Raw genomic sequence first — 26,617 nt, forward strand, 5'->3', positions numbered from 1 at the left:
AATATTCATAAATCTGCATCCCTACGTTGGCATTATCCAAATCAGGTTTCGGGTTTTATCTCAGCCTTCCGGCACCCCGTGCATCTATATTTCAAGGTTTAATTTTAGTAATTACACTAAAACTTTACAGCTTAATTGGTAAAGGTACAAAATAAGAAAGAACATGAAGAATTTTCTAGTCAGACTTTTGTAAGTAAAATCTCACCCTCATTGCTTCAAAAATTTTTCTGAATATTTGAAAAAATTAATACGACATCTTTGTTGGTATTAAATTCTCAATGCGATTTATTATCATTCCGCCTAACATTTAAACACCTATTAGCCAGTTTTTTAAGAAAAATTAATTCTAAAAAATAAAAGCTTTAATTAAGTGATGTTAAATTTCACTCCTTATTCTGTAACGAGAACATTAGCTATTTTCGAAATGAGCAATTTAGCTGAAGAAAATTACAAAAAAAATATTTAGGTGCTATTCATCGGATTTTTTGTACCTTTCGTCTGACTTACTGTTTTAGTAATACAAATGTATTATCCTATAAAGTCATTTTACAGAGACAAAAACACTTGTAATTGTCGTTTTACCCTACAAGGAGAAATAAAAATTTTATTAATCCTTTTACCGCATTTTCAGTGCTAGACTGTAAATAATTCTTGATTAAATAAAAGTCTTGTTATTGTAAACTTTCTTCTTTTAGAAAGAGAATCTTATGCTATGAAGTTTTTATATTATCTTATATTTCTATTCATTTTTTTTAAAAAAAATGATTTAGCTGCAGGAAATATTACTTTAAATGAAAGGAAACCGTTTCCCGTTTCTTTAACAGATGAAAGCGTGTCTAATCTTTTAGAAAAAGCTCAGGTTTTTATAGACAAGGGGGAATATGATAAAAGTACTATTTATTTAAATACTATTGCTAAGCGTTATAAAGGAAATAATATAGAGATAGAAACTAGGGTACTGGGAGCGTTAGCACGTAATTATTTACATATTGGACTTGAAAGGAAAGCTTTAATTTATTGGAATGACGCTTTAGGACTGATAAAAGGCCTTCCTAACGAAAAATACTTTGCAGCCATTTTTCAAAATGATATGGCAAAAGCTTTTCTCAAAATAAAGAAACCAGAAAAAGCGCGAGAATGTTTAGAGAAAGCTCTTACTGCATATCCTTTACCTCAAACCTATCAAAAACTTTCTAAACTTGCTATAGATACGAAAAGTAATTATGAATTGGCTAAATACTATTTAGATTCGGGTTTAAAACTCATCCAAAACAAATACAGGTCTGATTCTTATACAATGAAAGTAAATAATAATCCTGAAGGGAATTTAGCTTATGCTATGATTTTGGAAGGTTATGCCTATTATTACTTAAAGAATGGCGATCTTAAAACTTCCTTAAGAAAATACACAGAAGCACTACATCTTACCAGAATTTTAGAGAGAAAAAACTTAAGAACAAGGATAATTAAGAAGATAGGGTATCTTCATCTAACTCTGGGCAAGGTAAAGGAATCCAACAATTTTATGGCTGATTCGGTGGCTCTTAACGATAGTTTAAATGTAAAAAAAAGTAAAATTCTAGATATTGAGTTTGAAGATGTAAATAAAACAGATTATGGTAAAAAAGATAATAACGGTGTTTATCTAACAATAATAAGTTTTGTACTTATAATTGTAATTCTTACAACTTATATAGTATTTAAATATTACAAATGGCAACGGAGAAGAAAATCTTTAAAAAAGAAAAATGCAGCTTTAAGAGCACGCTTAAATAAAAATTTTGATTCTCTTATAAAACTTGCTAAAACTGGGGATTCTTCTTTTTTAGCAAAATTTAAGCAAGTATATCCCATTCTATATGCTAAGTTAGATTCCAGGGAAAAAGCTTTAACAGACTCCGAAATAATTTTATGCGCCATGATATGGCTAAAATTCTCTACCAAGGAAATTGCTCAATATACATTTGTGCAACACAAGACTGTACAAATTAAAAAATACAGATTACGAAAAAAGCTTTCACTTTCAAAAAATACAGATTTGTATAAATGGATTTGTGAATTATAATTAGTAAAAAAAAATAGTACGGTTTTTCCAATCAATTTATTTTGGCAGAATTTAAAACTTTAAAATTTATATATCCGTACAAGATCAATTGACTTTAATGCTTGCTATTATAAGTTATATAATTATTCTATCTTCCAAATATTCCAGTTCCTTTTTTTGCCTTTACTAATAATAATCTCCGTCTTACTGCAGGGATGGACCTTTAAAATTCGGAAGATGAGATTTGGTTTCGATGCTAAACTTCACTCTGCTCAATTACTATTTTAAAGGTGTAATAGCCTCCTTATTTTCAATCTGTATTATTTGGATTGTATCCCATATCCCAAACCGTTTCGTAAGGTTTTAACTCCGGTTTGCGTAGAATTTCGTAATAAAAAATCCTTAGAAACTTCGAAAAGACTTATTCAAAAGTATAACAATGCTATTCGTTCAAGATAGAATTAAAGTATATAATTATATATAATTTTTCGCCCTCACTTTTCTCAAACTAAAAAACATTTTAAGACTGAAGATGAACTTAAAACTACGATTACTACCATTCTAATGCGCTTGTAGTACATATGTAATATATATGTAGTAGATCTGTAATAGGCTAAAATTGAGGGATTACCCCTATTGTTTTGCAGTTTTATAAAGTATTAACACCTACTCTATTAATACTTCAGTGTAAATCATATTAAAAACCGTCTTTATGAAGAAACTATTACTTATCCTGTTTATTTTTATTGGTTTTTATGGAAATGCCCAAGTGGGTATAGGAACCGATATGCCCAATCCTTCAAGTCAACTTGAAATTGTCGCAAATGATCGCGGGGTTTTAATACCCCAGGTACCTCTTTCCGGATTGACCGACAAAACAACCATAACTAACGGAAATGTAGAGAGCTTGCTTGTATTTAACACCTCTACTACCAATAATATTGTACCAGGGTACTATTATTGGTATAACGGTAGCTGGAAAAGAATTGCTTCCTCCGATAATACAAACACTAATATCCCAGATAATATTGTAATATGGAACAGTGAAAATGAAGAGTTCGTTTATTTGAATAAAGACGGTGATCGTGTAAATATAAGTTTAAATGAAATTGCAAATGAAAGTATCACTACTCTTATTGATAACTTAGACGGAACTTATACTTATACAAGTGAAGACAATACAGTTACCACGATAAATGTTCCTGCCGATGTTATAGGTAATATTAATAATAATGGAATCATTTATGAAAAGATAATTAATCTTATAACCAGCAATAATTTTAATTCGAGTATAACTGATAATGGAGATGGAACTTTTACCTATACAAATACACAAGGAAATTCGACAAATTTCGACGCTAACACTACAACCCTTGTAGACAATGGGGATGGAACTTATGATTTGACCAATGCTGATGGCAGCACGATCAATATTAATACCAATGCTGCTAGCAATACATACGACAACACCAACTCCGGCCTTGCCTCTGGTAATGTACAGGACGCTTTGGATGAGATCCAACAAAACCTGGAGGATACCAGCAGTGATTTTGGCAATATCGATCTAACCGATAATGGAGATGGCACTTTCACTTTTACCGATGGAGATGGAAACCCTACAAACTTTGATGCCAATACCACGACCTATACCAACAATAACGATGGCAGTTATACCTTTACCAATGCCAACGGGGAGACTATGACCATATCAGTGGTTTCAGACGTGGTGACCAATATCCAAAATCAAGGTGATATTTATAATGAAATCATCAATATTGTAGGTGATACTTCAGATGCTTTGGTCGATAATGACGATGGTACTTTTACCCATACCGCAATGGATGGCACCGAAGTAACCTTTAATGCCAATACCACTTCTGTAACCGAAACCGATGGGGTTTATACTTTTACCAACCCTGCCGGCAATACCATCACAACCATAGATACCAATGCCAGTGCTTTGGGATATGACAACACCAACTCCGGCCTTGCCTCCGGTAATGTACAAGATGCTTTAGATGAAATTGCAGGAACAACTGGTATTGTTTCTCCTTTATCTGATAATGGAGATGGTAGCTTTACTTATACCGATGAATCGGGAGCTTCAACTACGTTTGATACCAATAACGTAAATGTTTCTTTAGCTTCTGGTATTTACACTTTTAACGATGCTGATGGAAACACTATCACAACCATAGATACCAATGCCAGTGCTTTAGGATATGACAACACCAACTCCGGGCTTGCCTCTGGTAATGTACAGGACGCTTTGGATGAGATCCAACAAAACCTGGAGGATACCAGCAGTGATTTTGGCAATATCGATCTCACCGATAATGGAGATGGCACTTTCACTTTTACCGATGGAGATGGAAACCCTACAAACTTTGATGCCAATACCACGACTTATACCAACAATAACGATGGCAGTTATACCTTTACCAATGCCAACGGGGATAGTATGACGGTAACACTGGTTTCAGACGTGGTGACCAACATCCAAAATCAAGGGGATATTTATAATGAAATCATCAATATTGTAGGTGATACTTCAGATGCTTTGGTCGATAACGGAGATGGGACTTTTACCCATACCGCAATGGATGGCACCGAAGTAACCTTTAATGCCAATACCACTTCAGTAACCGAAACCGATGGGGTGTATACCTTTACCGACCCTGCCGGCAATACTATCACAACCATAGATACCAATGCCAGTGCTTTAGGATATGACAACACCAACTCCGGCCTTGCCTCTGGTAATGTACAAGATGCTTTAGATGAGATTGCGGGAACAACTGGTATTATTTCTCCTTTATTAGATAATGGAGATGGTAGTTTTACTTATACCGATGAATCCGGAGCTTCAACTACTTTTGATACCAATAACGTAAGTGTTTCTTTAGCTTCTGGTATTTACACTTTTAACGATGCTGATGGAAACACTATCACAACCATAGACACCAATGCCAGTGCAATTGCTTTTGATAATTCCACTAATCAATTCACTGCAAATAATGTTCAAGATGCTCTTGAAGAATTAGCTACTTTAGTTGATACTAATAAAGGAGATTTAACTGTGGACGGTGGTATTGAGTTTACAGGTGGCACCGATGGGGTTAATAAGTTATTAGACGATATGGGGATTCAAATTGCAGACGGTGGAATCAACACAATTAAACTTGCAGATGGTGCAGTAACTGCTCCAAAACTGTCATCTGGGGTAGGTGCTCCCAATCAGGTCCTAACAACAGATGGTAATGGGAATGATGCGCAACTCGCCTGGAAAAATATAGAAGATTTTGCGCCTGCACCGAATTTTTTCTATATGCCCGCAGTAATATTTGAAACTATTCAAACAGGTACAGGTTTACAGCGAAACCTTTACGAGGATTATAAAAATCAATTTTCCGGGCAGCAGTTTGATGTAGCTCATGGTGCAAGTGGTTCTTCAAGAACATATACAGGTGGATTAGTGGGTAGTACTGGAGCTCCTTCAGCTATCCACGTATTCGAATCTAACGAATTATACTATTACATCACATATTATGATCAAGACGTTTTTGCAAACCTAACTATAGACGAAAACGGGGTACTAACATATGATATCATTAATGATGCCTCCCCTACTTCCTATATGAACATCGTATTTGTAATTAAGAATGAATAATATCTCCCGGACACTTGAGCAATGGAGTGTCCGGTTAATTTAATTATTAAGCTTAAATCTTAATTACAACTTGAAGAGTAGCAATTACTAAACTGTAGAAAATATGTTGAAGCTTAAAATTAATCAAAATATAAAGCTATAAACCTACTCATATTTTGCAATGCATTTTAAAACCTTCAACTAGAAATCATCAGACAATGAAGAGATCTTTACAAAATTTATTTTTCCAATATATAAGAACCTGGAGCCTGGGCACGCTATTCTTAGTCATGGCTTGCTTACCAACGCAAAGTTTTGCTCAAAATAAAGAATATGCGAGCCAACAAGACAATGGAAAGAATAGGGCTACGATTGTATTAGGCCTTATAAGTGGAGGCTACAACCCCACAAGTGGTACAGCAGTTGCTAATGTAGAAAATCCTAATAATGCGGTAGATGGAAATGAGGCCACCCATGCCACGATGATTGCCAAAAATGTGAGTATACTACTAGTTGATTACTCTGGTGAAGCCTGGTTGCAAATGAACTATTCTAACCAAGTATCCTCTAATACTACAACCTATATAAAAATAGATCAACCAACAAGTACGGGATTTAATTTGGACCTTTTAGAAACAGTGGGGGGATTATTGGGCCTACTTGACGAGGATATTTTAATTACAGAAGTATATAATGGTAATAATTTAGTTTCATCCTCTGAAGTGCATAGTACAATTGCTCGGGATGCCGATGGCAATGTATATTTAGCTGTAACTTCGAGTGAAGCATATTCAGGTGTACGAATTAAGCTTCGTTCTCAAAGTAATCTTTTAGGACTTTCTTTAGGAGGAGGTCTAAATTTAAAAGTTTATGATGCATTTTATTATTCAGATGCTGCTGATTGTGGCAAGCCTGCATATACTTACTATGAAGATTCTGGACTTAATATTGGTTTATTAGAATTTCAGAATAGAAATTTAGAAAATGCCGTTGACACAGATTTAAATACTTATTCCACATTAAAACAAGGTGCTTTGCTTTCAGCTTCTGTTGCTGGATCAAAATCACAGATATTCAATTTTCTTGCTCCATCTTCCGAAACATCTACACTAAATATAAAATTTTCTTTAGGTTCACAAGGTCTTGTCAATACAGATTTGCTGGGCTCGGCCGAAGTGATTATGTATAATGGTAGTGAAGAAATATATCGTCGTTCCTTACAAAGTAGTCTTTTAAATAATACAGACATATTAAATTTATTACAATCAGGCAATCCAGTTACACTCACTTTTGCACCGGGAAAAAGCTTTGACCGTGTAACAATACGTTTGAGTTCTCCTGTTGGTTTAAGCGTAGCTGGTTCTGCTTTACAAATCTACGATGTTGAACGTTACGATGACAGCGCCGGTTGTACCAATCCAGAAATTGCTGCTTTACCGACATCTACAGAAAATCCTTTTCAATCTCCATCTTGTGCAAATGGTTTAATAGATTTTGATAATGTAGATTTTGCAAATCGTGCGGTAGATGGTAATAATGAATCATTTACAACTCTATATGCCGATTCCGGAAATTTATTGGTGAGTAATCCTACTGCTGGATTCGTGGAGATGGATTTGGGGCAAAACCTTCCCGCCAATAAAACAACTTATGTTCGCATTAATTATGATAAAGATGTACTGGATAGATTGCTAGGTGGTAGCCTGGGAAAATTAGTAGGAGATCTAGCTAATAGTTTACTATTAGGAAATCAGTTTATCGAAGTTGAGGCAAAAAAGGGAAACATAAGCGTACTTAATGGAACCAGCTCAATTGCGTTTGAAGGTATCTCAAACGGGGATATCTCCCTGGTACAGGATAACATAGGTCGTTATTATATTGCTATCACACCTAATGCAGATTACGATCGTATTCGTATTACTAATCATGTGTATGCTGTTTTATCGACAGGTAAAAAGGCCTCTTTAGATGTTTATAATGCATGTTTTGAAATAGGAACAGACTCTTGCTTTGCAGCAAATTTCACTTCTTATCGAGGTGGTGGTGTAGGTTTAAATGTTGGTAATATTTCTAATGTAGGAGTTAAAGATGCTTATAAAGCGATTAACGAAAATTCTTCAGATTATTCTGAAATTAATTTAGGGGTTGCAGGTATTGCTGCAAATGTTTACCAATCAATTTACTTTAACCAGCCATCGCAACCAAATGATAAGGTTAAAATTAGGTTAGCCATAGAACCTTCTTCTGCATTAAGTTTGGATGTATTAGGAAGATATAAGATCAAATTTTATAAAGGTGAAACGCAAGTTGGAAATGATGAAACTTTACAATCTGGTATTTTAAATAATATTGATTTGTTAACATTGTTCAATTCTGGTGGTATTGTCGAACTAGAATTCGAACCAGATGACACTTTTAATAGAGTGGATATAGGCGCAGAATCTATAGCAAGTGTTAATGTAGATACAGAACCTTTACGTTTGTATGGTGTAGAACGTTATGGAGATAATTGTCCTTTAACTATAACAGAATCTCCCTTCGAAAACCCGGCTTGCGCAACTGAATTAATAGACGCGAATAACGTTGACAACCTTCAGAATTTATTCGATGCCGATTTTGATAGTTTTGCCACGCTAAAATCTGGAGCGGGCTCCCTTCTCGGTATTAATAATTATGAAGGATATGTTGAACTTGGTTATGACCAGGTTGTACCTGCAGGAACCACTTCTTATATCCGTATTGATTTTGAAGAAACCATTCTGGAAGCTTTGGTAAGCGGAAGTCTTGGAAATATTGTTACTGGCCTATTAGATGGTTTAGTGCTTGGAGATCATTTCTTTCAGGTAGAAATAAAAGATGAAAATAGCAACATTATCAATTCTGCTAGCAGCAATCAGGCTTCTGCAGGTGGTAACGAGGCTATACGTGTAGTACAGGATAAGCAAGGTCGTTATTATATAGCTGTAACGCCCGCGGCAGATTACAAATCTGTTCGTATCACAGATGCTACAAATAGTGCTTTAGGCCTGCTTGCCCAACCAAACACTATGAATGTCTATGGCATGTGTCACGAAACCAATTTAGACGCTTGTTCTGCAGCATTTGCTACTTCTTATGAGTACAATGGTGTAAACCTTTCTGTGAATGATTTATCAGGTGCAGGTGTTACCAATAAAGAACAGGCTATTGACGATAATACACAGAATTTTTCAGAAATAAGTAATGGTACTTTGGGCGTGGGATCTTCTACTAAACAATGGATATTTTTCAATTCCCCTTCTAACAAAATGGATATCGCAGTAATCAAGTTTAAAACTCAAGGCGGAGGTGTAGATGCAGATGTACTGGGGGGATTAGAAATAAAAGCATATTTAGGAAATACAGAAGTCGCACAATTCGATTTCCAAAATGGAATAATCAATGGGGTAAACATCATAAATCTCCTGAATAACAATCAAATGGTAGAATTAAGTTTTAGGCCTGGTGTTAGTTATGATAGGATAAGCGTAGGAATTAAAACTTTGGTTGGCACCTCTATTTTGTCTCCAATTAACCTCTTTGAAGTGGAACGATTATGTGGAGGTTCTGCTTTGATTACAAATCCAATGATTTATCCAAAAGTCGATTAATTGAATCAAAACATTCATTATGAAAAAAAAGATATTGTATATAGCGATACTTCTACTAAGTACGGGTTTGCACGCGCAGACTAGTAACGAAGGAACATTATACGTAAGTGAAGATACCGAATTTTCAACATTGGAGCGTTTTAACAACTTAGAAACTGGGAATTTTTTTAACGATGGTAATACCTTTATTTACAATCATTTCAACAATGATGGTGTAATAGATTTTTATAACGAAACTGGATTAACCCAATTTATTGGCAGTAATCCGCAGCGAATTTCAGGCGGGAACGCAAGTTATTTTTACAACGTGCTTTTTGAGAATAATAGTGAAAATGCGCCTTTTCAATTATCTGGTGAGATAAATATTGCAGGTGAATCAAACTTTTCCCAGGGTATTGTGGATAATGATAATTACGGCGGAAATATAATTTTTGAAGAAAAGGCACACCATATAAATACTTCTAATGCCAGCCATGTGGATGGTTATGTTATTCATTATGGCACCGAAGATTTTATATTCCCTGTTGGAGACCAGAGTTTTTATCGATTTGCGGGTACGGCCGAAATACAAAACACGAGCAGTATCGTAGAAGCAAAATATTACCTTGAAAATAGTAATGAAATGTACTCCCAAGAATCACGCTCAGATATAATTCAAGTTATTAATAAAAATGAATATTGGACCATTGAAAATATTGGAGAAACAGAAGAAGCATTTATCACACTTTCCTGGAGCGACGAAACTACTCCGCCAGAAATCCTTGCTACCCCCCGGGAAGAGACAATTCATATTGTAAGGTGGGATGAAACAGAAAACAGATGGATAGATGAAGGCGGAATAGTGAATAGTGACAACCAAACGGTTTCAACTATGGTAAATAATTTCGGCATTTTTACCCTGGCCAGGGTTGATGAAGGAGAATCCCTTCCCTGTCAAATTTCAGTTTACAACGCGGTTACGCCAAACGGAGATGGTGTAAATGATTACTTCTCTATAAACTCTGAATCCTGTATTGAAAATATTTCGGTTGAAATCTATAATAGATGGGGAGTAAAGGTTTTTGAAACTAACAATTATGGTAAACAAGGAGACTTATTTGATGGGTATTCCCGTGGCAGGCTTACTGTTAATAAAGATGAACAACTTCCCACCGGCACTTATTTCTACATTTTAAAATTTGACTATGAATCAAGTACAAATAAGCTGGAAACCTATAAAAAGGCCGGATACTTATATCTTAATGGAAACTAAAGAATTAGTAATATCTCACCTGGTGAGTAAAAAACTTAAGAATGACAATACAATCTAAAATTACGTTATTTCTCTCGTGTTTGAGTACTATGTTGTTTTTTCAAGATTCGCAGGCGCAACAGGATTCACAATATAGTCAATACATGTACAATACAAGTGTTATCAATCCCGGTTATGCCGGTAGTAGGGAAATGTTATCTATGTATGGAATGTATAGAAACCAGTGGGTTGGTCTTGATGGTGCGCCAGAAACCCTAAATTTTTCTATTAATTCTCCAAGTGGATTTAAAAGATTAGGAGTAGGTATCAACTTTATTAGTGATCGTATTGGTCCCTCCTCAGAAGATATTTTAACGGTAGATTTCTCTTACACTATACCGGTTTTTAATCCTGAAACTAAACTGGCTTTCGGCTTAAAAACTGGTATTAATATGTTTAATCTCGATGTAAATAAATTGGATGCAGAAAACCCAAATGACGTGAATCTTATAGACCGAAATCTTACCTCCCCGGTTATAGGTTTAGGTTTCTATTTTTATGCTGAAAAATGGTATTTTGGAATTTCTACACCAAATATGTTAGAAACCGAACATTATGATGAAATTGCAGTTTCAACAGCTACAGAAAAATTGCATTTATATACTATAGGTGGATACGTTTTCGATATTAATAGAGATTTAAAATTAAAACCTGCTTTTCTGGTTAAAGCGGTTTCGGGAGCACCATTGGCTGTAGATATTTCTGCTAATTTTCAATTTTACGATCGTTTTAGCCTGGGAGCATCATACCGCTGGGATGCTTCAGTAGGAGCACTTGCAGGGTTTAAAATTTCTGATAATATTATGATTGGCTACGCTTACGATTATGACACTACACCTTTACAAAAGTATAATTCTGGATCTCATGAGGTTTTTCTAAGATTTGAATTAGGAACACGAGTTCGCAGTAGTGTTAGTCCGAGATTCTTTTAGATAATGTAGAATTTAAGTTAGATGTAAAGAAAAAAAAGGAAAACGCTCTGGATAGAATAAATAATAAATCAGTTTTAAAAAATATAAACCAAAACTGATCAAAAGGCCTGGGGAGCATTTGTAACCAAACTACTTGTATTAGCAGGCAGATTTAAATATTTTATTATGAGCACTTTATAAAATCATATATAGTTAATCGGAAACGTGCACGAAGTACACAAATTGTTGTATCCAAAAAAAGGCCTCACATTTCTGTGAAGCCTTGATTTTCTTTGTAGCGAGACCGAGATTTGAACTCGGGACCTCCGGGTTATGAAAATTCAAAATCGTAAATCAAACTAATATTAAAACGCTTAAATTCAATTAGTTGTATAAAATTTGTCGTCAGATGATATCATATAATATCAAGGAAAATGGCCATTTGTTTTACCTATGTTTTACCTAAAATTTAGTACCTTAAATATCTAAAAATCAAATTATGGCATCTATTCAGACGGTACTAATGAACAAACCAAATAGACGAATGTTTTACCCAATCGCTATTAGAATTACTAAAGACCGTAAATCTTCTTATATTTTTACTGGTCAGTATATTGATAAATTACAGTGGAATGATGCTAAAGGTCAAGTAAGAAAATCCCATCCTGATGCACTTTCTATTAATCAACTCATATATAAAAAGCTTAGTGATGTTGAGCCAGGTTAGAGACAAATGAAAAGTTCCAGGGGCTTCAATAAACCAGCAAACACAATAAACCGGTCATTTGTAATTATATTTTAAGCCTTATGAAATAATTTCAAGATTTTCCGAACGTCATCTCTTCACCTTCGCACATTGAAAACAAACTGCACAAGTGCTTTGTTATTCGTATCGTAAAGAAGTCACAAATGGTTTAACGTACATTAAAGATTCCTTCCAGATACATTTAAGATCGAAGACTATGTTTTTGTCTGACAAACTTTAAGATTGTTGTAATTAAAATTTAAAATCCTATGTTTATAGGAAAATTCTCACACTATGATCCATGTGATTACTACAGGAGGAACCATTGGGGGACTGGATTCGGATTTAAACAAAGATGCGTCAATAAACATTAGGCGTTTTCTCGAAGCAGCTAATCTTTCAACATCTTTTACCATTGAAAAGTTTTTACACAAAGACAGTCGAGATATAACTGAGGAAGATCAGTGCGAACTTAGTAGTAAGAATCAAAGCTTCTCAATTAGAACAAATCTTAATCACTCCCGGCACCTATACGATGGAAAAGACAGCAAGCTATCTTGGACAAGCCAATTTGAAGAAAACCATTGTCCTGGTAGGATCTTTTATTTTAGGTTCCTCCCATCATTCGGATGCACCTCTTAATTTAGGTTATGGCTTTGGCGCATTACAGTTTCTAAAGCCTGATGTTTACATTGCTATGAATGGAACATTTTTCCATTGGAAAAATGTGACAAAAAAATTTAGAGACCAACCAATTTGAGATTAAGAGAAAGTAATAGAAATGTTCAAAAAGCTGAAAGTTTATGTATTCACATGAGGAAGAAAGTTTTCAAATAATAGCACAACAAAACAACTAATAATTGAAGTCGTTCTGGTTCTGATATATAATTTAAAGATTTCCCTTAACAATTTTAAACGCTTTTATGAAGAGCAGCTAAATGACTTTTATCGAGGAAGTTTTTGTTTGGAAAGCTGAATAATTTCTTCCAGTTTTTCTACGATTTCCATAGGTTTTTCTTCCTGTAAAAAGTGACGAGAACTAAGTTCGTGAATCTTTGATAAGCCTGCAATCTTTTTTATCTCCTCTCCTTTTTCTTTAAGTGTTAAAAATGGATCGTCTGCTCCCCAAACCGCTTGCACCGGATAGGGCACATCCTGCACCGCCTTATAACACAAGCTTCTAAATTCTTCTGAATCGTCAAAGTTTTTCATCATTTTCAGGTAGGCATCCCCGCCATCATTTTGTTTTAAAATATCAATATGTGCGTTGATTTCATTTTTTGGAATTCCAGAGCTATCATTCACGCCCATTTTATTGAACATTACCTGCCAGGTAGGATGTTGAAGGCTTGCTAATTCTATTTCTCCTAAAACAGGTTTTTCAAATGGACGCATTGGCCATGGTTTCTTAAAGTTTACCACATCTATCCAGGTATTAAGTATAGTAATTGATAAGATTTTCTCCTGATTTTCTGCGGCGAGGGCAAAACCAATAGGGCCTCCAATATCATGGATCAAAAGATGATATTCATCCAGTCCTAATTTCTCAGCAGTTTTGGCGCTAAACCTGGCTAAGGAAGAAAATGAATAGTCAAAATCCTCTGGCCTGTAAGAAAATCCTAAACCGGGAAAATCTATAGCTACACCTCTATACCCTTTTTCGGACAATGCAGGAACTATTTTTCGGTATAAAAAAGAAGAGGTTGGCACCCCGTGCAGACAAAGTACAGCTTCCCCACTCCCCTTATCTAGCGCAAAACATCGAACGCCATCAACATCTACATATTTTCCGGAAGCTTCGTGCTTCTCCATTATCGTTTCAACAGAAGCTTTATCACTCATAATTCGGGATTTATTTTGTTATAGAGGTCAATAGATAATTACGTATTCAAATTTGATATTCTCCTCTTTTGTACCATTTAGCCTTTCGGCAATGCTCAAGATAAACTAAAGTCGAAACGTAATTTATAAGTTCCAATAGTTCTCGACTGCGCTCGAACTGACAATAAAAATGCTTTTTATTGTATTGATAGTCAAATAGTCTTCATTATTCAATCTCTGCTGCAGAATTTGCTAACATTTCCAGAGCAGTGGAAATTTTCTCTATTTCTTCATTATTGCCATCCAGCTGATGCTTTTGCTTTAAAAAGCCAGGATCGTTATAAGAAATTTGTACGCTTCCCTCTGCATCTTCCCAAACCAGCATTTTTTGTGGTAAATCGAGGCCTAGGCTCCTCTCAGATTGCATTAAAGGCGTTCCCAAATTAGGGTTCCCAAACATTATTATCCTGGTGGGGCGAAGTTCCATTTCAACACTCGCTGCATTTTGCTTATGGTCCAACTCGGCAACTACATTTAAATTTTCATTAGCTTCTATGGAAGACTTTAAATTATTGTAAGTAGTTTCAAAATCTGTGGTGCTTTCGACACTTACTATACCTTCTTCCAAATCCACATCTTGATCACTTGTTTGCTTCCCTTGCGCATCAACTGCTGTGCCTACCAGATTCTTTAATGCATCGGAAATTTGTGGCAGACTCTCTACTTCATGTACCCCATACCGGGAAGCGAAATATTGCGTACTGTTATACATCGAAAAAACTTCATTTTCATCTTCATAAAACAGCACTTTTTGCGGAAGGTCCAAACCGGCCAATTGATTTTCCTGCATTAATGGAGTTCCAAGATTGGGATTTCCGAAGAAAACAATTTGAGTCGGTGGTAGTTCCAGTTCTACCGAAGCCGCATTCTTGGAATGATCAAGCTCCTCGACGATGCTTATATTTTCATTGTTTTTAAGTGCAGTGGTAAAATTAGAGTAAGCCTTAGCTAAATTGAGATTACTCTGAAGATAGACTACACCTGTGGCATTCGGCGGGTTTAAGGGTACCTGCGGCGGGGGAGTTTTATTATTCTCATCGTCTGAACAAGAACCCATTAAAAAGACAATAGCAAAAATTAAATTTAGTCTCAACATAATTTTACATTTTGATTAATAGTAATAATAATTTTAAAATCTGTTATTAGACTTAACAAGATTTAACTTTGGATTATTACATTTTAGCAAAGTATTCGGCTTTTCAACTATTTTAATTAAATTTTAATGCAGTACTTGGTTGTTAAACTCACGCCAAAAAACATTCTACTTAGAATGTTTTATATAATTTCGCACTATGCAACAAGATTTAAAAACAGAAGCCACCCGAAAATTGATAACAGAAAAAGCTTTTCAGCAATTTTATAAATACGGTTATAAAGCCACCAGTATAAATGAAATTATGAAAGAGACTGGTTTATCTAAAGGAGCCTTCTACCATAATTTTAAAAATAAGGATGAACTGGGAGTACAAGTAGTAAAAGCAAAATTACATAGCAGGATTTACAAAGCGATGATTTCTCCTTTATATACTAAAGGCGAAGCTAAAACGATTCTAAAGACTACCTTTTTAAATAAATTTCAAGCTTTTACCAGTACCGAAAAATTACTGGGTTGTCCACTAAACAACTTAATAAACGAAGTTGGCGGCTCTCTAAATTTGCTTAATGAAGCTTTAAAAGGCCTCATAGATACCTGGATAAAAGCAGTAGTTCAAATTATTGAAAGAGGTCAAATAGATGGCTCCATAAAACCCGAAACCAACGCACAGCAAGTGGCTATTTATTTGGTAAGTTCTTTTGAAGGAATGCGAGGTATTCAAAAATTATATCAAGATGATTCGCAATGGGATGCTTACCACGCGGCTTTAGAAGAATATATAGACCAAATTTAAATATATGCGTAATTCAAGAAGAAAATTTATTAAAAAAACCGGATTAGTAGGCGTCGCAGGGTTATCATTTCCTGCTACCGGATTGGCAAACCTCAAAACAAACTCAATGGAAAACCTAGAAAACAAACGTCCAAAGGTTTTATTTTTCGATGTAAATGAAACATTACTCGACCTTACAAAAATGAAAGATAGCGTAAGGAAAGCTCTAAATGGGAAAGAAGATTTGCTTCCACTATGGTTTACTACAATGCTGCATTATTCGTTAGTAGAAACTGCTGCAAATCAATATAGAGATTTTGGTGAAATTGGTGCCGCCAGCTTAATTATGGTAGCGGCCAATAATAATATACAGTTGAGTATGGAGAAAGCTAAAGAGGCCATTGCTCCAATCACTTCTCTTCCGCCCCACCCCGAGGTTAAGAATGCTTTACAGAGATTAAAAGACGACGGTTACCGGCTTGTATCGCTTACAAATTCATCTAATGCAGGTGTTAAAAAACAGTTTACTAACGCCGGATTATTAGATTTCTTTGAAGAGCGTCTAAGCATTGAAGATATAGGTAAATACAAACCACACTTTGACTCCTACAATTGGGCAGCGAGAAAAATGGGAATAAAGCCTGAAGAAGCTATGCTAATCGCTGCACACGGTTGGGATGTTGCAGGAGCAATTTGGGCTGGCTGGCGCGCAGCTTTTATTAGTAGGCCGGGGCAACAAAAATACCCAATGGCACCCGAAACTGAAATTAGCGCTCCAAATTTAAAATTAATTTCAGAAAAACTTATCGCGCTGGGAAAATAAGACCGGCAAATTATTCAATTTTTAAAACAATTATTATGATCAAGAATATTAAAATCTTCACTTTCTCATTAGTAACTTTAGTTCTCTTTGCAGCCTGTAATTCTGGAAATTCGAAGTCTTCGGAAGAAGAAAAAGAAACAACAGAGAACCAAGCAATAGAAGAAAATAACAGCAACAAGAAAAAAGCTCCTCAATTTGAAGTTATTACCATAAACAACAAAAAAATAAGCCTGGAGCAATCGTTGGAAAATAATAAACCAATGGTAATTTATTTCACGGCTTCCTGGTGCCCAATGTGTGCGAAAAACTGGCCAGCAATTTCAGAAGTTTATCCTGATTATGAAGACAAAATTAATTTTGTAGCCATAAGTATAGACCCAACAGATGATCATGAGGTAATGACAAAACTGGCAGAAGAAAAGAACCTGAACTTCCCTTTAGTTAAAGGCACTCCTCAGGTTATGATAGATTTTGATGTAGACAGCCAAGCTACAACTGTTGGTGTTAATGCAAAAGGATATGTAGAATTTCAGAAAGACAAAGCAGTACTTACAACAGAAGAATACCGTGCTCTTTTTGAACAACTAATAAACTAAATGGAATTTATAGGATTTTCATTTTTACAAGGCGTATTGGCGTTCTTAGCGCCATGCGCCGTGGCATTACTACCCGGTTATATTCTCGCTTTTATATCCAGAAACCCAGAAAGTGGATCAAAAGTTTCTACCCGCTTAGCGCGCGGATTTAAACTGGCCTCGTTAAGTATTTTAGGAATACTATTAATATACAGCATTGCAGGCGCAATGATTGTTATGGCGGGACAGTTTCTTAAAGATTATATGAAATGGATTACTGTGGTAATGGGAGCCATTTTAATTCTTTTAGGAATTCTAATGCTATTAGGTAAAAGCATTTCTTTTTCTTTCAACATCCAGAATTCCAATCCAAAAACAGAAGCTATAGAGGCCTTTATTTTTGGCATTGGTTATGCTATTGGAGCATTGGGTTGCCTTTTTCCTTTATTTCTAATAGTGGCTACTCAAGCAATGGCTGCTGAGACCATTTGGGAAGGCAGTTCGTATATTTTGGCTTATTTTTCTGGTATAAGTATCATGATGATTCTCACTATACTGCTGGCCATTTTCGCCAAAAATTTACTATTACAAAATCTAAGAAAAATACTTCCATATATGGAAAAGATTACTGCAGTACTGCTAGTTTTTGCAGGTGTTTATGTAATCTATTACCAAATGTCGCTTTTTTAATTTTATAGTCTATGACCAATAATCAAGCGCATTTTTTTAAACAATGTTTAATTTTAAAAACTAAAATTATGTCAAATCAAACGTACAAAATCGGACTTGATCCGGTACAACTTGAAGACGCAAACAAGCAACAAAAAGATATACTTGAAAAAGCCAAAAAGGCGAATGGAATGATTCCTAATATGTATAAAAACATCGTGAATCTTCCTGCTTTGCAAAACACCTATGACACGGGTTATCATCAATTTAGAAAAGATAGCGGCTTTACAGCTGCCGAGCAAGAAGTTGTGTTGCTAACCATAAGCATAGAAAATTCTTGTGGTTATTGTACTGCAGCCCATAGCTATATAGCAGAGAATGTTTCAAAAACACCAAAAGAGGTAATTGAAGCTATTCGAGAAGGAAAAGAAATTCAGGATAAGAAATTAAAAGCTCTTTACGAATTTACTAAGGTAATGAATGAAAGTCGTGGTAATCCAACCCCTGAAGAAGCCAAAAAGTTTCTTGACGCTGGATATTCTGAAAAACAAATCCTGGCTATTATTTTAGCTCAGGCAGTAAAAACAATTAGTAATTATTCTAACCATGTTTTTCACACAGAAGTTGATGAGGCTTTCACCGATTACAAGTTGTAATTACATAAATTATTGATGTACAAAAAGGGAGGCTGATTTTGCTTCCCTTTTTTTATAAAAAAAGTAAACCTAAAACTTACTTTAAACTCCCCCCTTCTGTTTTATAATCTAAATGCTACTAGTAGGTCGTAAATTTTATTTTTAAAAACTTATTGAACAATACTGTATTCTTAAGAAGCACACTATAATATGTTTTGATACGAAACCTAATAGAGGAAAAGCCTCTCTACCTATAACAAATTTACATTTCTAGCACTCTTCAAGTAATTTGACACTAATACTACGCCACAAAAAAAGATTGTATTTTTGAAAAGTATTCCATTCATAGAAGCCAAAAATCTTTGCAGCAGCGTCTTTTTTAATGGCTTTTATGATAATAACTATATTTAAATTACTCCTAAAAAGCGTGTATAAAGATATTTTTATGAATATCGAAAAGGATGGGCTTATTGTAACAGCTGAAAAGGCGGGGGATGTTGTTTTTAGTGGAGCTTCAAAAGTAGAAATAAATGCCGATAAAATTGAGCTATCTGGATTTCAATTTACAGGGGGAGACATTGGCAAAGATGATATAATCAGTATAACAGGAAGTGATGTACTTATTACTCAAATAAATATTAAGGACTATACCAGCTATAAATATCTGATCGTTGATAAAGAATCCCGAAGGACCACTATTAGTTATTGTAATTTTGAGAACCGGATCAACCGCGCAGATCAAAATATTCTATCCATTCTGGTAGATGACGAACCTGGTTATCATAAAATACAATATTGTTCCTTCAAAAACTTTTCGGGCACAGGTGGCGATATGGGTGTAGAGCCCATTCGTATTGGAGTGAGTACACAAGCACATTTGGATAGCCGCACGATTGTGGAATATTGTTATTTTGAAAACTGTGATGGAGATAGTGAAATTATTTCAAATAAGGCAGCACAGAATGTAATTCGATACAACACTTTTATCGACAATAAAAAAGGCGAACTGGTGCTGCGCCACGGTGACGAAGCAATAGTATATGGCAACTTTTTTCTGAACAATAAGGGAGGAATCCGGATACGCGAGGGGCAAAATCATTTTATCTATAATAACTACTTTTCAGGACTGACCGGCCGCGCCATCAATTTACAAAATGATCCATCAGATCCTTTAGATTCCATTCATTTCTACTTTAATACTGTTGTTGATTCTAAAGAAATATTATTGGGGGGAAATGGCGATCACCCACCTCAGCATGTAGTCTTTGCCAATAACATTTTTGCCAAGCCAAAAGATGTGTTATTTGATGATCCCACCGGAAATGAAAAATGGATGGGTAATATTTACTGGGGCAAACCTGGTATAGACACGGTTTACGGTCTAAAAAACCTGGATCCCTGCCTTATGGAAAATAGCCACGGATATTTTCAGCTGAACAAAAAGAGTCCCGCTATTGATGCGGCTATTTCAGGCTTTCCGGCCATTCCGCAGATTGAGGGTCTGGATTTTGATGACCTGGAGCTCGATATAATGAAGCAAACAAGACCAGATGCGATTCCGCAGCAAGACATAGGAGCGTCTGAATTTCCAAATACTGTGAATGTACAGCCACATGCTACTCAATTCAATACTGGTCCGGCTTATATAGATCACGAAACCAAATAATCGAAAGAATTTTAAACCTTAAATATCTACTAAATGAAAATCTTTAAATTATCCTTACAAGCTTTTTTAATACTCGGTTTAGTCCTATCACTCAATAGTTGTGCAGATAATGCCAAAAAGTCCGATGAGGAAAAAGAAAATACCAAAGCAAGAGCCGAGGTATATCCAAGCGATGTAATTCCTTTTATGGATGAATGGAGTATCCTTTTAGGTAATGGTACTCGTACGGAAGAATTGGAAGATTTTAAGCATGAGGATTTTTTCTATGTCGAAAATGAAGACAATACAGATTGGGTCGTTTATAAAACACCTAATTCGGGTGTTACCTCGAAAACTTCCAGTAATACAAGGACAGAATTAGGACAATTAGAACACTGGACTCCTGAGGAAGGTGGGAAATTAACCGGTACACTAAAAGTAATGCATGTTTCCACTTCCGGAGATGCAAGGGTTGCTGCTTCCTATGCGGTAGTAGTGGGGCAAATTCATAGCGATGAAGGCCATGAGAACGAACCTTTAAAGATCTTTTATAAGAAATTTCCGGGGCACACCAAAGGTTCTGTTTTTTGGAACTATGAAATTAACACAAAAGGGGATAATTCTGAAAGATGGGATTACTCCACCCCGGTTTGGGGACATGCTATGTCTGTTATTGGTTCAGAACCTGATGTCTATCCTGAAGAACCTGAAAACGGTATTGAACTGGGGGAAGAATTCAGCTATGAAATAAATGTTTTTGACGGCATTATGTATCTCACTTTTAAAAGTGAAGGCCATGAGACCAAAACTTTCAGCAAAAACCTACTAAAATCAGAATTTGCGAAAACTGAAGATACTCCACAGCAAATATTAACCTTATATGAATCAATTGGTCGGGACGGTGTTGAACGTGAAGAAGCATATTCGGGCGAATTGCAATACTTCAAACAAGGAGCTTATAATCAGACAAACGGAAAATCCCCGGAAGAAAACCTGGTTTGGAGCACGGGAGCAGATGTTTATGAAGGTGATATCGCCAAGCAATATGCCAATGGTGACTATGCAGAAGTCTGGTTTAAAGATGCCACGGTAGGAGCAGGCACCGCACCAGAGGAAAATTAACTTCCGTAGAATAGACACGTAGCCCAATTGCCTTAATAAATAAGATGATGTTATCGATATCTATTAATGTCTAAGGATTCAGGGAGTTATTACTGATGAAATCCAAAAATTTCGACTTATATTGTCCAGAAACCGTAATACGTTTGTTATTGATAATAATTTGGCTGCGCTCAATCACCTCAACATTTTTCAGTGAAATAATGAAAGAACGGTGCACGCGCATAAACTGGGTTTCCGGAAGCTCTTCTTCTAAGGATTTCAAACTCGTAAGCGTCAAAACAGGTTTCGGATTATCATTTAACCAAATTTTGACGTAATCTTTTAAGCCTTCAAAATATAGCACATCTGCTAATTTGATACGCAGTTGTTTGTATTCAGATTTTACAAAAAGAAATTCCTTTTCTTGGGAAAGAAAGCTTTTCTGTTTTCTTTTTACCAACTCAAACCACGTATTGGCTTTGTTGGCTGCTGCCAAAAATTCGGCATAATCAAAAGGTTTCAACAAATAATCTAAAGCCTCAACTTTGAAGCCTTCCAATGCATATTGATCAAAAGCTGTAGTAAAAATAATTCGGGTTTCCTTTGGAAGCATTTTCGAAAATTCAATCCCTGATAAATCTGGCATTTGGATATCTAAAAACAATAAATCAACAGGATTTCTCTTTAAAAATTCCATGGCTTCAATGGCGCTACTGCATTTATTTTTAAGCGCTAAGAAAGGTGTTTTTTTAACATAACCTTCTACTAAATTCAACGCCATTGGCTCATCATCAACAACAACACAGATGATTAGTTGAGTACTCATATTTTAAGCTGTTTCTATTTCTAAATGTACTAAAAAACGATTATCCTTTACAACTGTATTAATAATGTGTTTATTGGGATATAGTAATTCCAAGCGTTTCATTAAATTTTGCAGTCCAATTCCTGAACCACTTTTATCTTCTGTTTTTTTAGGATAGTTATCGTTTTGAATTGTAAATGAAACTGTTTTTTCATCACAAACCATAGAAATGCTAATATGACTTTCTTTACTTGCAGAAACTCCGTGTTTAAATGCGTTTTCAATTAATGAAATAAATAACAATGGGGCAATTTGAATGCCTGTTTCTTCCATTGGAAAATTATAACTGACTTTTGTTTTTTCCGATACCCGTAATTTCATTAGGTCGATATATTTTTTTATAAATTCGATTTCTTTTGAAAGTGGCAATACATCCATATTGGTTTCATAAAGCATATAACGCATCAATTTGCTTAAACTATAAATGGAAGATTTGGCTTGGTCTGGCGATATATCAACTAAAGAATAAATGTTGTTTAAGGAGTTAAAAAAGAAATGTGGTTGTAACTGGTAATGTAAATGTTGTAACTCAGACCGCAACTTAAAATTGGCTGCTTCCTTACGTTCTGCCTCTGTTTTTACCCAGCGTTTGGTGGTTTTTATTGCTATTGAAAAAAGTAGAGGTACTACATAGGAAAGCATTTGTACATAAACAAGCATTTTTAAAGGTGGTCCTGTCCCATTACTATCATTCCCTCGTTTTCTAACAATATCTTGAAAAAAATTGTCCTCTATTTGTAATTTTATGAATAAGAAAAATGAAATAATCAATACATTTATAATTATAAATTGTAGCGTGTTATTTGCAAATAAAAATCGGTCTATAAGTATCACATAATTGAGATAAAATATAATGGTATAAAACGCTATCGGAATCCAAAAACGGAAAATAATCCTATCAATATCTTGCTCTTGACCATAGGACAGCACATAAGGAATGCTGAAAAGGGTAATCCAAACAAGCAAATGTGAAAAGATGGTTATTTTTTTATTTTTATCTATCATTACTTTATTCATAACGCAACGCTGTAATAGGATCCAAAGCCGATGCTTTCCTTGCAGGATACCATCCGAAAAATATACCTGTTATAGCACACACAGCAAAGGAAATTATTATTGAGTATAAAGCCACACTTGTTGGCCAATTTATAAATTTCTCAATGAATACCGTAGAACCAAGTCCTAAAAGCACGCCTAAAGCCCCACCTGTTACACTTATTAAAATAGCTTCTATTAAAAACTGCATCAAAATATCCGAACCTTTGCCACCTACAGCCATTCGCAGACCAATTTCTTTTGTACGTTCTTTTACAGAGACATACATAATATTCATAATTCCAATACCACCAATTAATAGCGAAATACTGGCAACTGCCACTAAAAGGATAGTCAACATTTCGCTGGTAGAACTAAAAGTTGAAATTAGTTCTTCCATAGAGCGCACACTAAAATCATCTTCATCAGAAGCAGATATTTTATGTTGTGCTCTCATTATTTCCGAGACTTCTGTTACAGCATTTGGCGCATCGTTTTCACTTACTGCCGATGCCATAATTTGATTTATATAATCTATAGCCAAAATACGTTTTTGTACCGTGGTATAAGGTGCAATAACGACATCATCCTGGTCTTGTCCAAAAGTGTTTTCACCTTTTACTTCTAACACACCAATCACTTTAAATGGAATATTATTGAATCGAATCATTTGTCCCACAGGATCCTGGCCATCGGGAAATACATTATCAACAACAGTTTGCCCAATAAGAGCCACTTTAGAAGCCGATTTTACTTCGGCATCCGTAAACATACTGCCGCTTTGTAAATCAATCACTTTAATATTTAAATAGTCGGGATTTACACCGTAAATACTGGATGGCCAGTTGTTAGAGCCATTTATAATTTGTCCTTTCCCATTGACCAATGGTGTAGCATAGCTTAACAAGGTGGCTTGCGCATTAATGGCTTCATAGTCTTTAAGTGTAAGCGTTTGCATCTCATCTGCACTTGCACGTACCCCTCCAGAACTGGTGGATTCAGGTCTGATGGTAATGATATTTGAACCCATACTTGAAATGTTAGCGCGAATACTTTCTTTTGAACCTTCTCCAATGGCCAGCATTGCGATAACCGAAGCGACGCCAATGATAATACCCAGCATAGTTAGTAAAGTCCTCAATTTGTTGAGAACAATGGCTTTATATGCAATTTTTAAAAGATTTAATAGTCTCATAGTGAATGTTCTTCTTGCGGTAATCCTGCCAATTGTTCGGTAGCCGATAATACTGTGTGGTTTTTGTAATCTTTTATAATACTCCCATCTTTTAATACAATCGTCCTCTTGCTAAAGGCTGCTATATCAGGCTCGTGGGTTACAAAGGTTATGGTAATTCCCTGTTTGTTTAAGTCCTGGAACAAAGCCATAATTTCATAAGATGTCCTTGTATCCAGGTTTCCCGTAGCTTCATCGGCAAGTATCATAACCGGATTATTTACCAGTGACCTTGCAATGGCAACCCGCTGTTGTTGCCCTCCCGAAAGTTGGGATGGTGTATGATGCAACCTGTCGCCCAATCCAACCATTTCCAGCGCGTTAATGGCTCTTTTTCTGCGTTCTTCTGTAGAAATCTTACTGTTGTATAATAGCGGTAGTTCCACATTTTCTATGGCAGATGTTCTTGGCAGTAAATTATAGGATTGAAAAATGAAACCTATCTTCTCGTTTCTAATTGTTGCCAGTTCATTTCGGCTTAAATCCTTCATATTAACACCATCAATTTCATAGGTTCCCGAAGTGGGTTTATCCAGGCACCCTAAAATATTTAATAAAGTACTTTTTCCAGAGCCTGAAGAACCCATAATTGTTACAAACTCGCCTTCTTTTATATTAAACGAAATACCTTTTAAAGCGTGAACCGTTTCATTGCCCATCGTGAATTCACGTTTTAAGTCTTCTATTTTAATGATTTCTTTGTTCATCTTTTTATCTATTTCTTCCACCACCTCGTTGTGGCATAAATGGACTTTCGCCTTTATCTGCTGTTTTTACTTCAGATTTATTAACGCCTTCCAAACTGTACACTAATTTTTCTCCTTCAGAAAGGCCACTTAAAATTTGTACGTTTACACCATCGCTTGCTCCCAAAGTAACTTTTTGAGCTTTTATTTCGCCATTGCTACCGTACACCCAAACAACGCTACCGTTACCTCTGTTTGTTGTTCTATCTTTAGCTGGTTCAACCGTGAGATTTTGTTGTTGGTTATAGGCTGTTAATTCTGGGCGTGTTGGTTTAAAATTAATGGCTTTGGCTTCGGCAGTTAATACATCTTTTAATTCCAGGGTGTAAATTGAAATGGTCGCTGTCAAGCCTGGTTTTAATTTTAAATCTGGGTTATCTGCTTTAATCACTACCGTATAGGTTACCACGTTTGACGTTACCATTGGGTTTAATCGTACTTGTGTGACGACACCTTCAAATTCTTCCCCTAAATAAGCATCAACTGTAAAACTAACACGTTGTCCTTCTTTTACCTGCCCTATATCCGCTTCGTCAACATCAGCTTCTACCTGCATTTCATTCAAATCTTTTGCAATAGTAAAAAGTGTTGGTGTGCTAAAACTTGCCGCAACGGTTTGGCCTTCGTCAATGGCCCTTGACAATACCACACCATCAATTGGTGAATAAATATCGGCATAACTTAAATTGGTTTTTGCCTTTTGTAAATCGGATAAGCGTTGGGTTACCGTACCTTTTGCCGTTTCGTAATTGTAGCTTGCATCATCAAAATCGGACTTGCTAATCACTTGACTATCGTACAAGGTTTTTTGACGGTCGTAAATGGTTTTTGTGTGATTTCTTTGATTTAATGCATTGTCATAAGTAGCTTGAGCCTGTGTTAACGTTGCCTTTAGATTGGTTTTGTCCAATTCGGCAATCAATTGCCCTTCTTTGACTTCGCTGTTGTAGTCCACAAATATTTTTTCTACAACACCGGAAACCTGGGTTCCGACATCTACCTGATTTATGGGCTCGATGGTCCCGGTTGCGGTAACCATTGTGGTTACATCTGCTATTTTGGCGGGAACTGTTTTGGCTTCAATTATAACGGCATCGTTGCCTTTAATAAACACGAAAGCTACAACAGCGAGTATCCCTACCACTATGCTTCCTATTATAATTTTCTTTTTAGTTTTGTATCCACCCCACCAAGCACGTATTGCTAGAGTGCAATCCTGGATATAGCTTTGCTCAAAAATAACTACAATGAGTAAAGAACAAGAAATGTTT

The 26,617-nt window shown here is 35.5% G+C and carries 21 protein-coding genes and 1 riboswitch; of the genes, 14 read left to right on the forward strand and 7 right to left on the reverse strand.

Annotated elements, in window-relative coordinates; all coding sequences use genetic code 11:
* Position 1: 1 nt before the first annotated feature.
* Positions 2–89: riboswitch (TPP riboswitch) on the reverse strand.
* Between the two features lie 623 nt (positions 90–712).
* The 7 genes from BUA71_RS14665 (at position 713) to BUA71_RS17885 (ending at position 13,029) form a co-directional block, all read left to right on the forward strand.
* Entirely contained in the window at positions 713–2,065 is a 1,353-nt protein-coding gene (locus BUA71_RS14665; RefSeq protein WP_072881095.1) for a tetratricopeptide repeat protein, read from the forward strand.
* 691 nt (positions 2,066–2,756) lie between these two features.
* Positions 2,757–5,714, forward strand: coding sequence for a beta strand repeat-containing protein (locus tag BUA71_RS14670; protein ID WP_072881097.1), 2,958 nt, complete (start codon positions 2,757–2,759; stop codon positions 5,712–5,714).
* 197 nt (positions 5,715–5,911) lie between these two features.
* Positions 5,912–9,322 carry a hypothetical protein gene (locus BUA71_RS14675; protein WP_072881099.1) on the forward strand — a complete coding sequence of 1,137 codons (3,411 nt, stop codon included), beginning with the start codon at positions 5,912–5,914 and terminating at the stop codon, positions 9,320–9,322.
* Positions 9,323–9,341: 19 nt separating this feature from the next.
* Positions 9,342–10,574, forward strand: coding sequence for a T9SS type B sorting domain-containing protein (locus BUA71_RS14680; RefSeq protein ID WP_072881101.1), 1,233 nt, complete (start codon positions 9,342–9,344; stop codon positions 10,572–10,574).
* Positions 10,575–10,615: 41 nt separating this feature from the next.
* On the forward strand, positions 10,616–11,545 hold the full coding sequence (locus BUA71_RS14685; RefSeq protein ID WP_072881103.1) for a PorP/SprF family type IX secretion system membrane protein: 930 nt from the start codon (positions 10,616–10,618) through the stop codon (positions 11,543–11,545).
* 478 nt (positions 11,546–12,023) lie between these two features.
* The gene (locus tag BUA71_RS14690; protein WP_245812611.1) at positions 12,024–12,251 is read left to right on the forward strand and encodes an Arm DNA-binding domain-containing protein; all 228 of its coding nucleotides are present in this window, start codon (positions 12,024–12,026) and stop codon (positions 12,249–12,251) included.
* A gap of 553 nt (positions 12,252–12,804) precedes the next feature.
* Complete coding sequence (locus tag BUA71_RS17885) at positions 12,805–13,029, forward strand: asparaginase domain-containing protein (protein ID WP_245812612.1); 225 nt, start codon at positions 12,805–12,807, stop codon at positions 13,027–13,029.
* Positions 13,030–13,214: 185 nt separating this feature from the next.
* Here BUA71_RS17885 and BUA71_RS14700 read toward each other — a convergent pair whose 3' ends face one another.
* Together BUA71_RS14700 and BUA71_RS14705 are read right to left on the reverse strand one after the other, a co-directional pair.
* The gene (locus BUA71_RS14700; RefSeq protein WP_072881105.1) at positions 13,215–14,111 is read right to left on the reverse strand and encodes an alpha/beta fold hydrolase; all 897 of its coding nucleotides are present in this window, start codon (positions 14,109–14,111) and stop codon (positions 13,215–13,217) included.
* A gap of 205 nt (positions 14,112–14,316) precedes the next feature.
* On the reverse strand, positions 14,317–15,246 hold the full coding sequence (locus BUA71_RS14705; protein ID WP_072881107.1) for a DUF302 domain-containing protein: 930 nt from the start codon (positions 15,244–15,246) through the stop codon (positions 14,317–14,319).
* 196 nt (positions 15,247–15,442) lie between these two features.
* Between BUA71_RS14705 and BUA71_RS14710 the strand changes: the two genes are divergently transcribed.
* The 7 genes from BUA71_RS14710 (at position 15,443) to BUA71_RS14740 (ending at position 21,487) form a co-directional block, all read left to right on the forward strand.
* Positions 15,443–16,039 carry a TetR/AcrR family transcriptional regulator gene (locus BUA71_RS14710; protein WP_072881109.1) on the forward strand — a complete coding sequence of 199 codons (597 nt, stop codon included), beginning with the start codon at positions 15,443–15,445 and terminating at the stop codon, positions 16,037–16,039.
* A gap of 106 nt (positions 16,040–16,145) precedes the next feature.
* A complete protein-coding gene (locus BUA71_RS14715) occupies positions 16,146–16,841 on the forward strand; it encodes a haloacid dehalogenase type II (protein ID WP_245812613.1) in 696 nt (231 codons plus the stop codon).
* Positions 16,842–16,876: 35 nt separating this feature from the next.
* A complete protein-coding gene (locus tag BUA71_RS14720; protein ID WP_072881113.1) occupies positions 16,877–17,437 on the forward strand; it encodes a peroxiredoxin family protein in 561 nt (186 codons plus the stop codon).
* A complete protein-coding gene (locus BUA71_RS14725) occupies positions 17,438–18,106 on the forward strand; it encodes a cytochrome c biogenesis CcdA family protein (protein WP_072881115.1) in 669 nt (222 codons plus the stop codon).
* 11 nt (positions 18,107–18,117) lie between these two features.
* On the forward strand, positions 18,118–18,741 hold the full coding sequence (locus BUA71_RS14730; protein WP_245812614.1) for a carboxymuconolactone decarboxylase family protein: 624 nt from the start codon (positions 18,118–18,120) through the stop codon (positions 18,739–18,741).
* Positions 18,742–19,111: 370 nt separating this feature from the next.
* Positions 19,112–20,386 (forward strand): polysaccharide lyase 6 family protein, encoded by a 1,275-nt coding sequence (locus BUA71_RS14735; RefSeq protein WP_262506775.1) that lies wholly within the window; start codon positions 19,112–19,114, stop codon positions 20,384–20,386.
* A gap of 33 nt (positions 20,387–20,419) precedes the next feature.
* On the forward strand, positions 20,420–21,487 hold the full coding sequence (locus tag BUA71_RS14740; RefSeq protein WP_072881119.1) for a polysaccharide lyase family 7 protein: 1,068 nt from the start codon (positions 20,420–20,422) through the stop codon (positions 21,485–21,487).
* A gap of 70 nt (positions 21,488–21,557) precedes the next feature.
* Here BUA71_RS14740 and BUA71_RS14745 read toward each other — a convergent pair whose 3' ends face one another.
* From BUA71_RS14745 to BUA71_RS14765, 5 genes are read right to left on the reverse strand one after another with little or no spacing between them, the layout of a single operon-like run.
* Entirely contained in the window at positions 21,558–22,292 is a 735-nt protein-coding gene (locus tag BUA71_RS14745) for a LytR/AlgR family response regulator transcription factor (RefSeq protein WP_072881121.1), read from the reverse strand.
* A 3-nt stretch (positions 22,293–22,295) separates the two neighbouring features.
* Positions 22,296–23,336, reverse strand: coding sequence for a sensor histidine kinase (locus tag BUA71_RS14750; protein WP_072881129.1), 1,041 nt, complete (start codon positions 23,334–23,336; stop codon positions 22,296–22,298).
* 4 nt (positions 23,337–23,340) lie between these two features.
* Complete coding sequence (locus BUA71_RS14755; RefSeq protein WP_072881122.1) at positions 23,341–24,561, reverse strand: ABC transporter permease; 1,221 nt, start codon at positions 24,559–24,561, stop codon at positions 23,341–23,343.
* Entirely contained in the window at positions 24,558–25,307 is a 750-nt protein-coding gene (locus BUA71_RS14760) for an ABC transporter ATP-binding protein (protein WP_072881123.1), read from the reverse strand. Before BUA71_RS14760 ends, BUA71_RS14755 begins: the two co-directional genes overlap by 4 nt.
* 4 nt (positions 25,308–25,311) lie before the next feature.
* The gene (locus tag BUA71_RS14765; RefSeq protein ID WP_072881124.1) at positions 25,312–26,547 is read right to left on the reverse strand and encodes an efflux RND transporter periplasmic adaptor subunit; all 1,236 of its coding nucleotides are present in this window, start codon (positions 26,545–26,547) and stop codon (positions 25,312–25,314) included.
* Between the last annotated feature and the right edge of the window lie 70 nt (positions 26,548–26,617).

Source organism: Salegentibacter echinorum (genome assembly GCF_900129445.1).
Lineage (GTDB): Bacteria > Bacteroidota > Bacteroidia > Flavobacteriales > Flavobacteriaceae > Salegentibacter > Salegentibacter echinorum.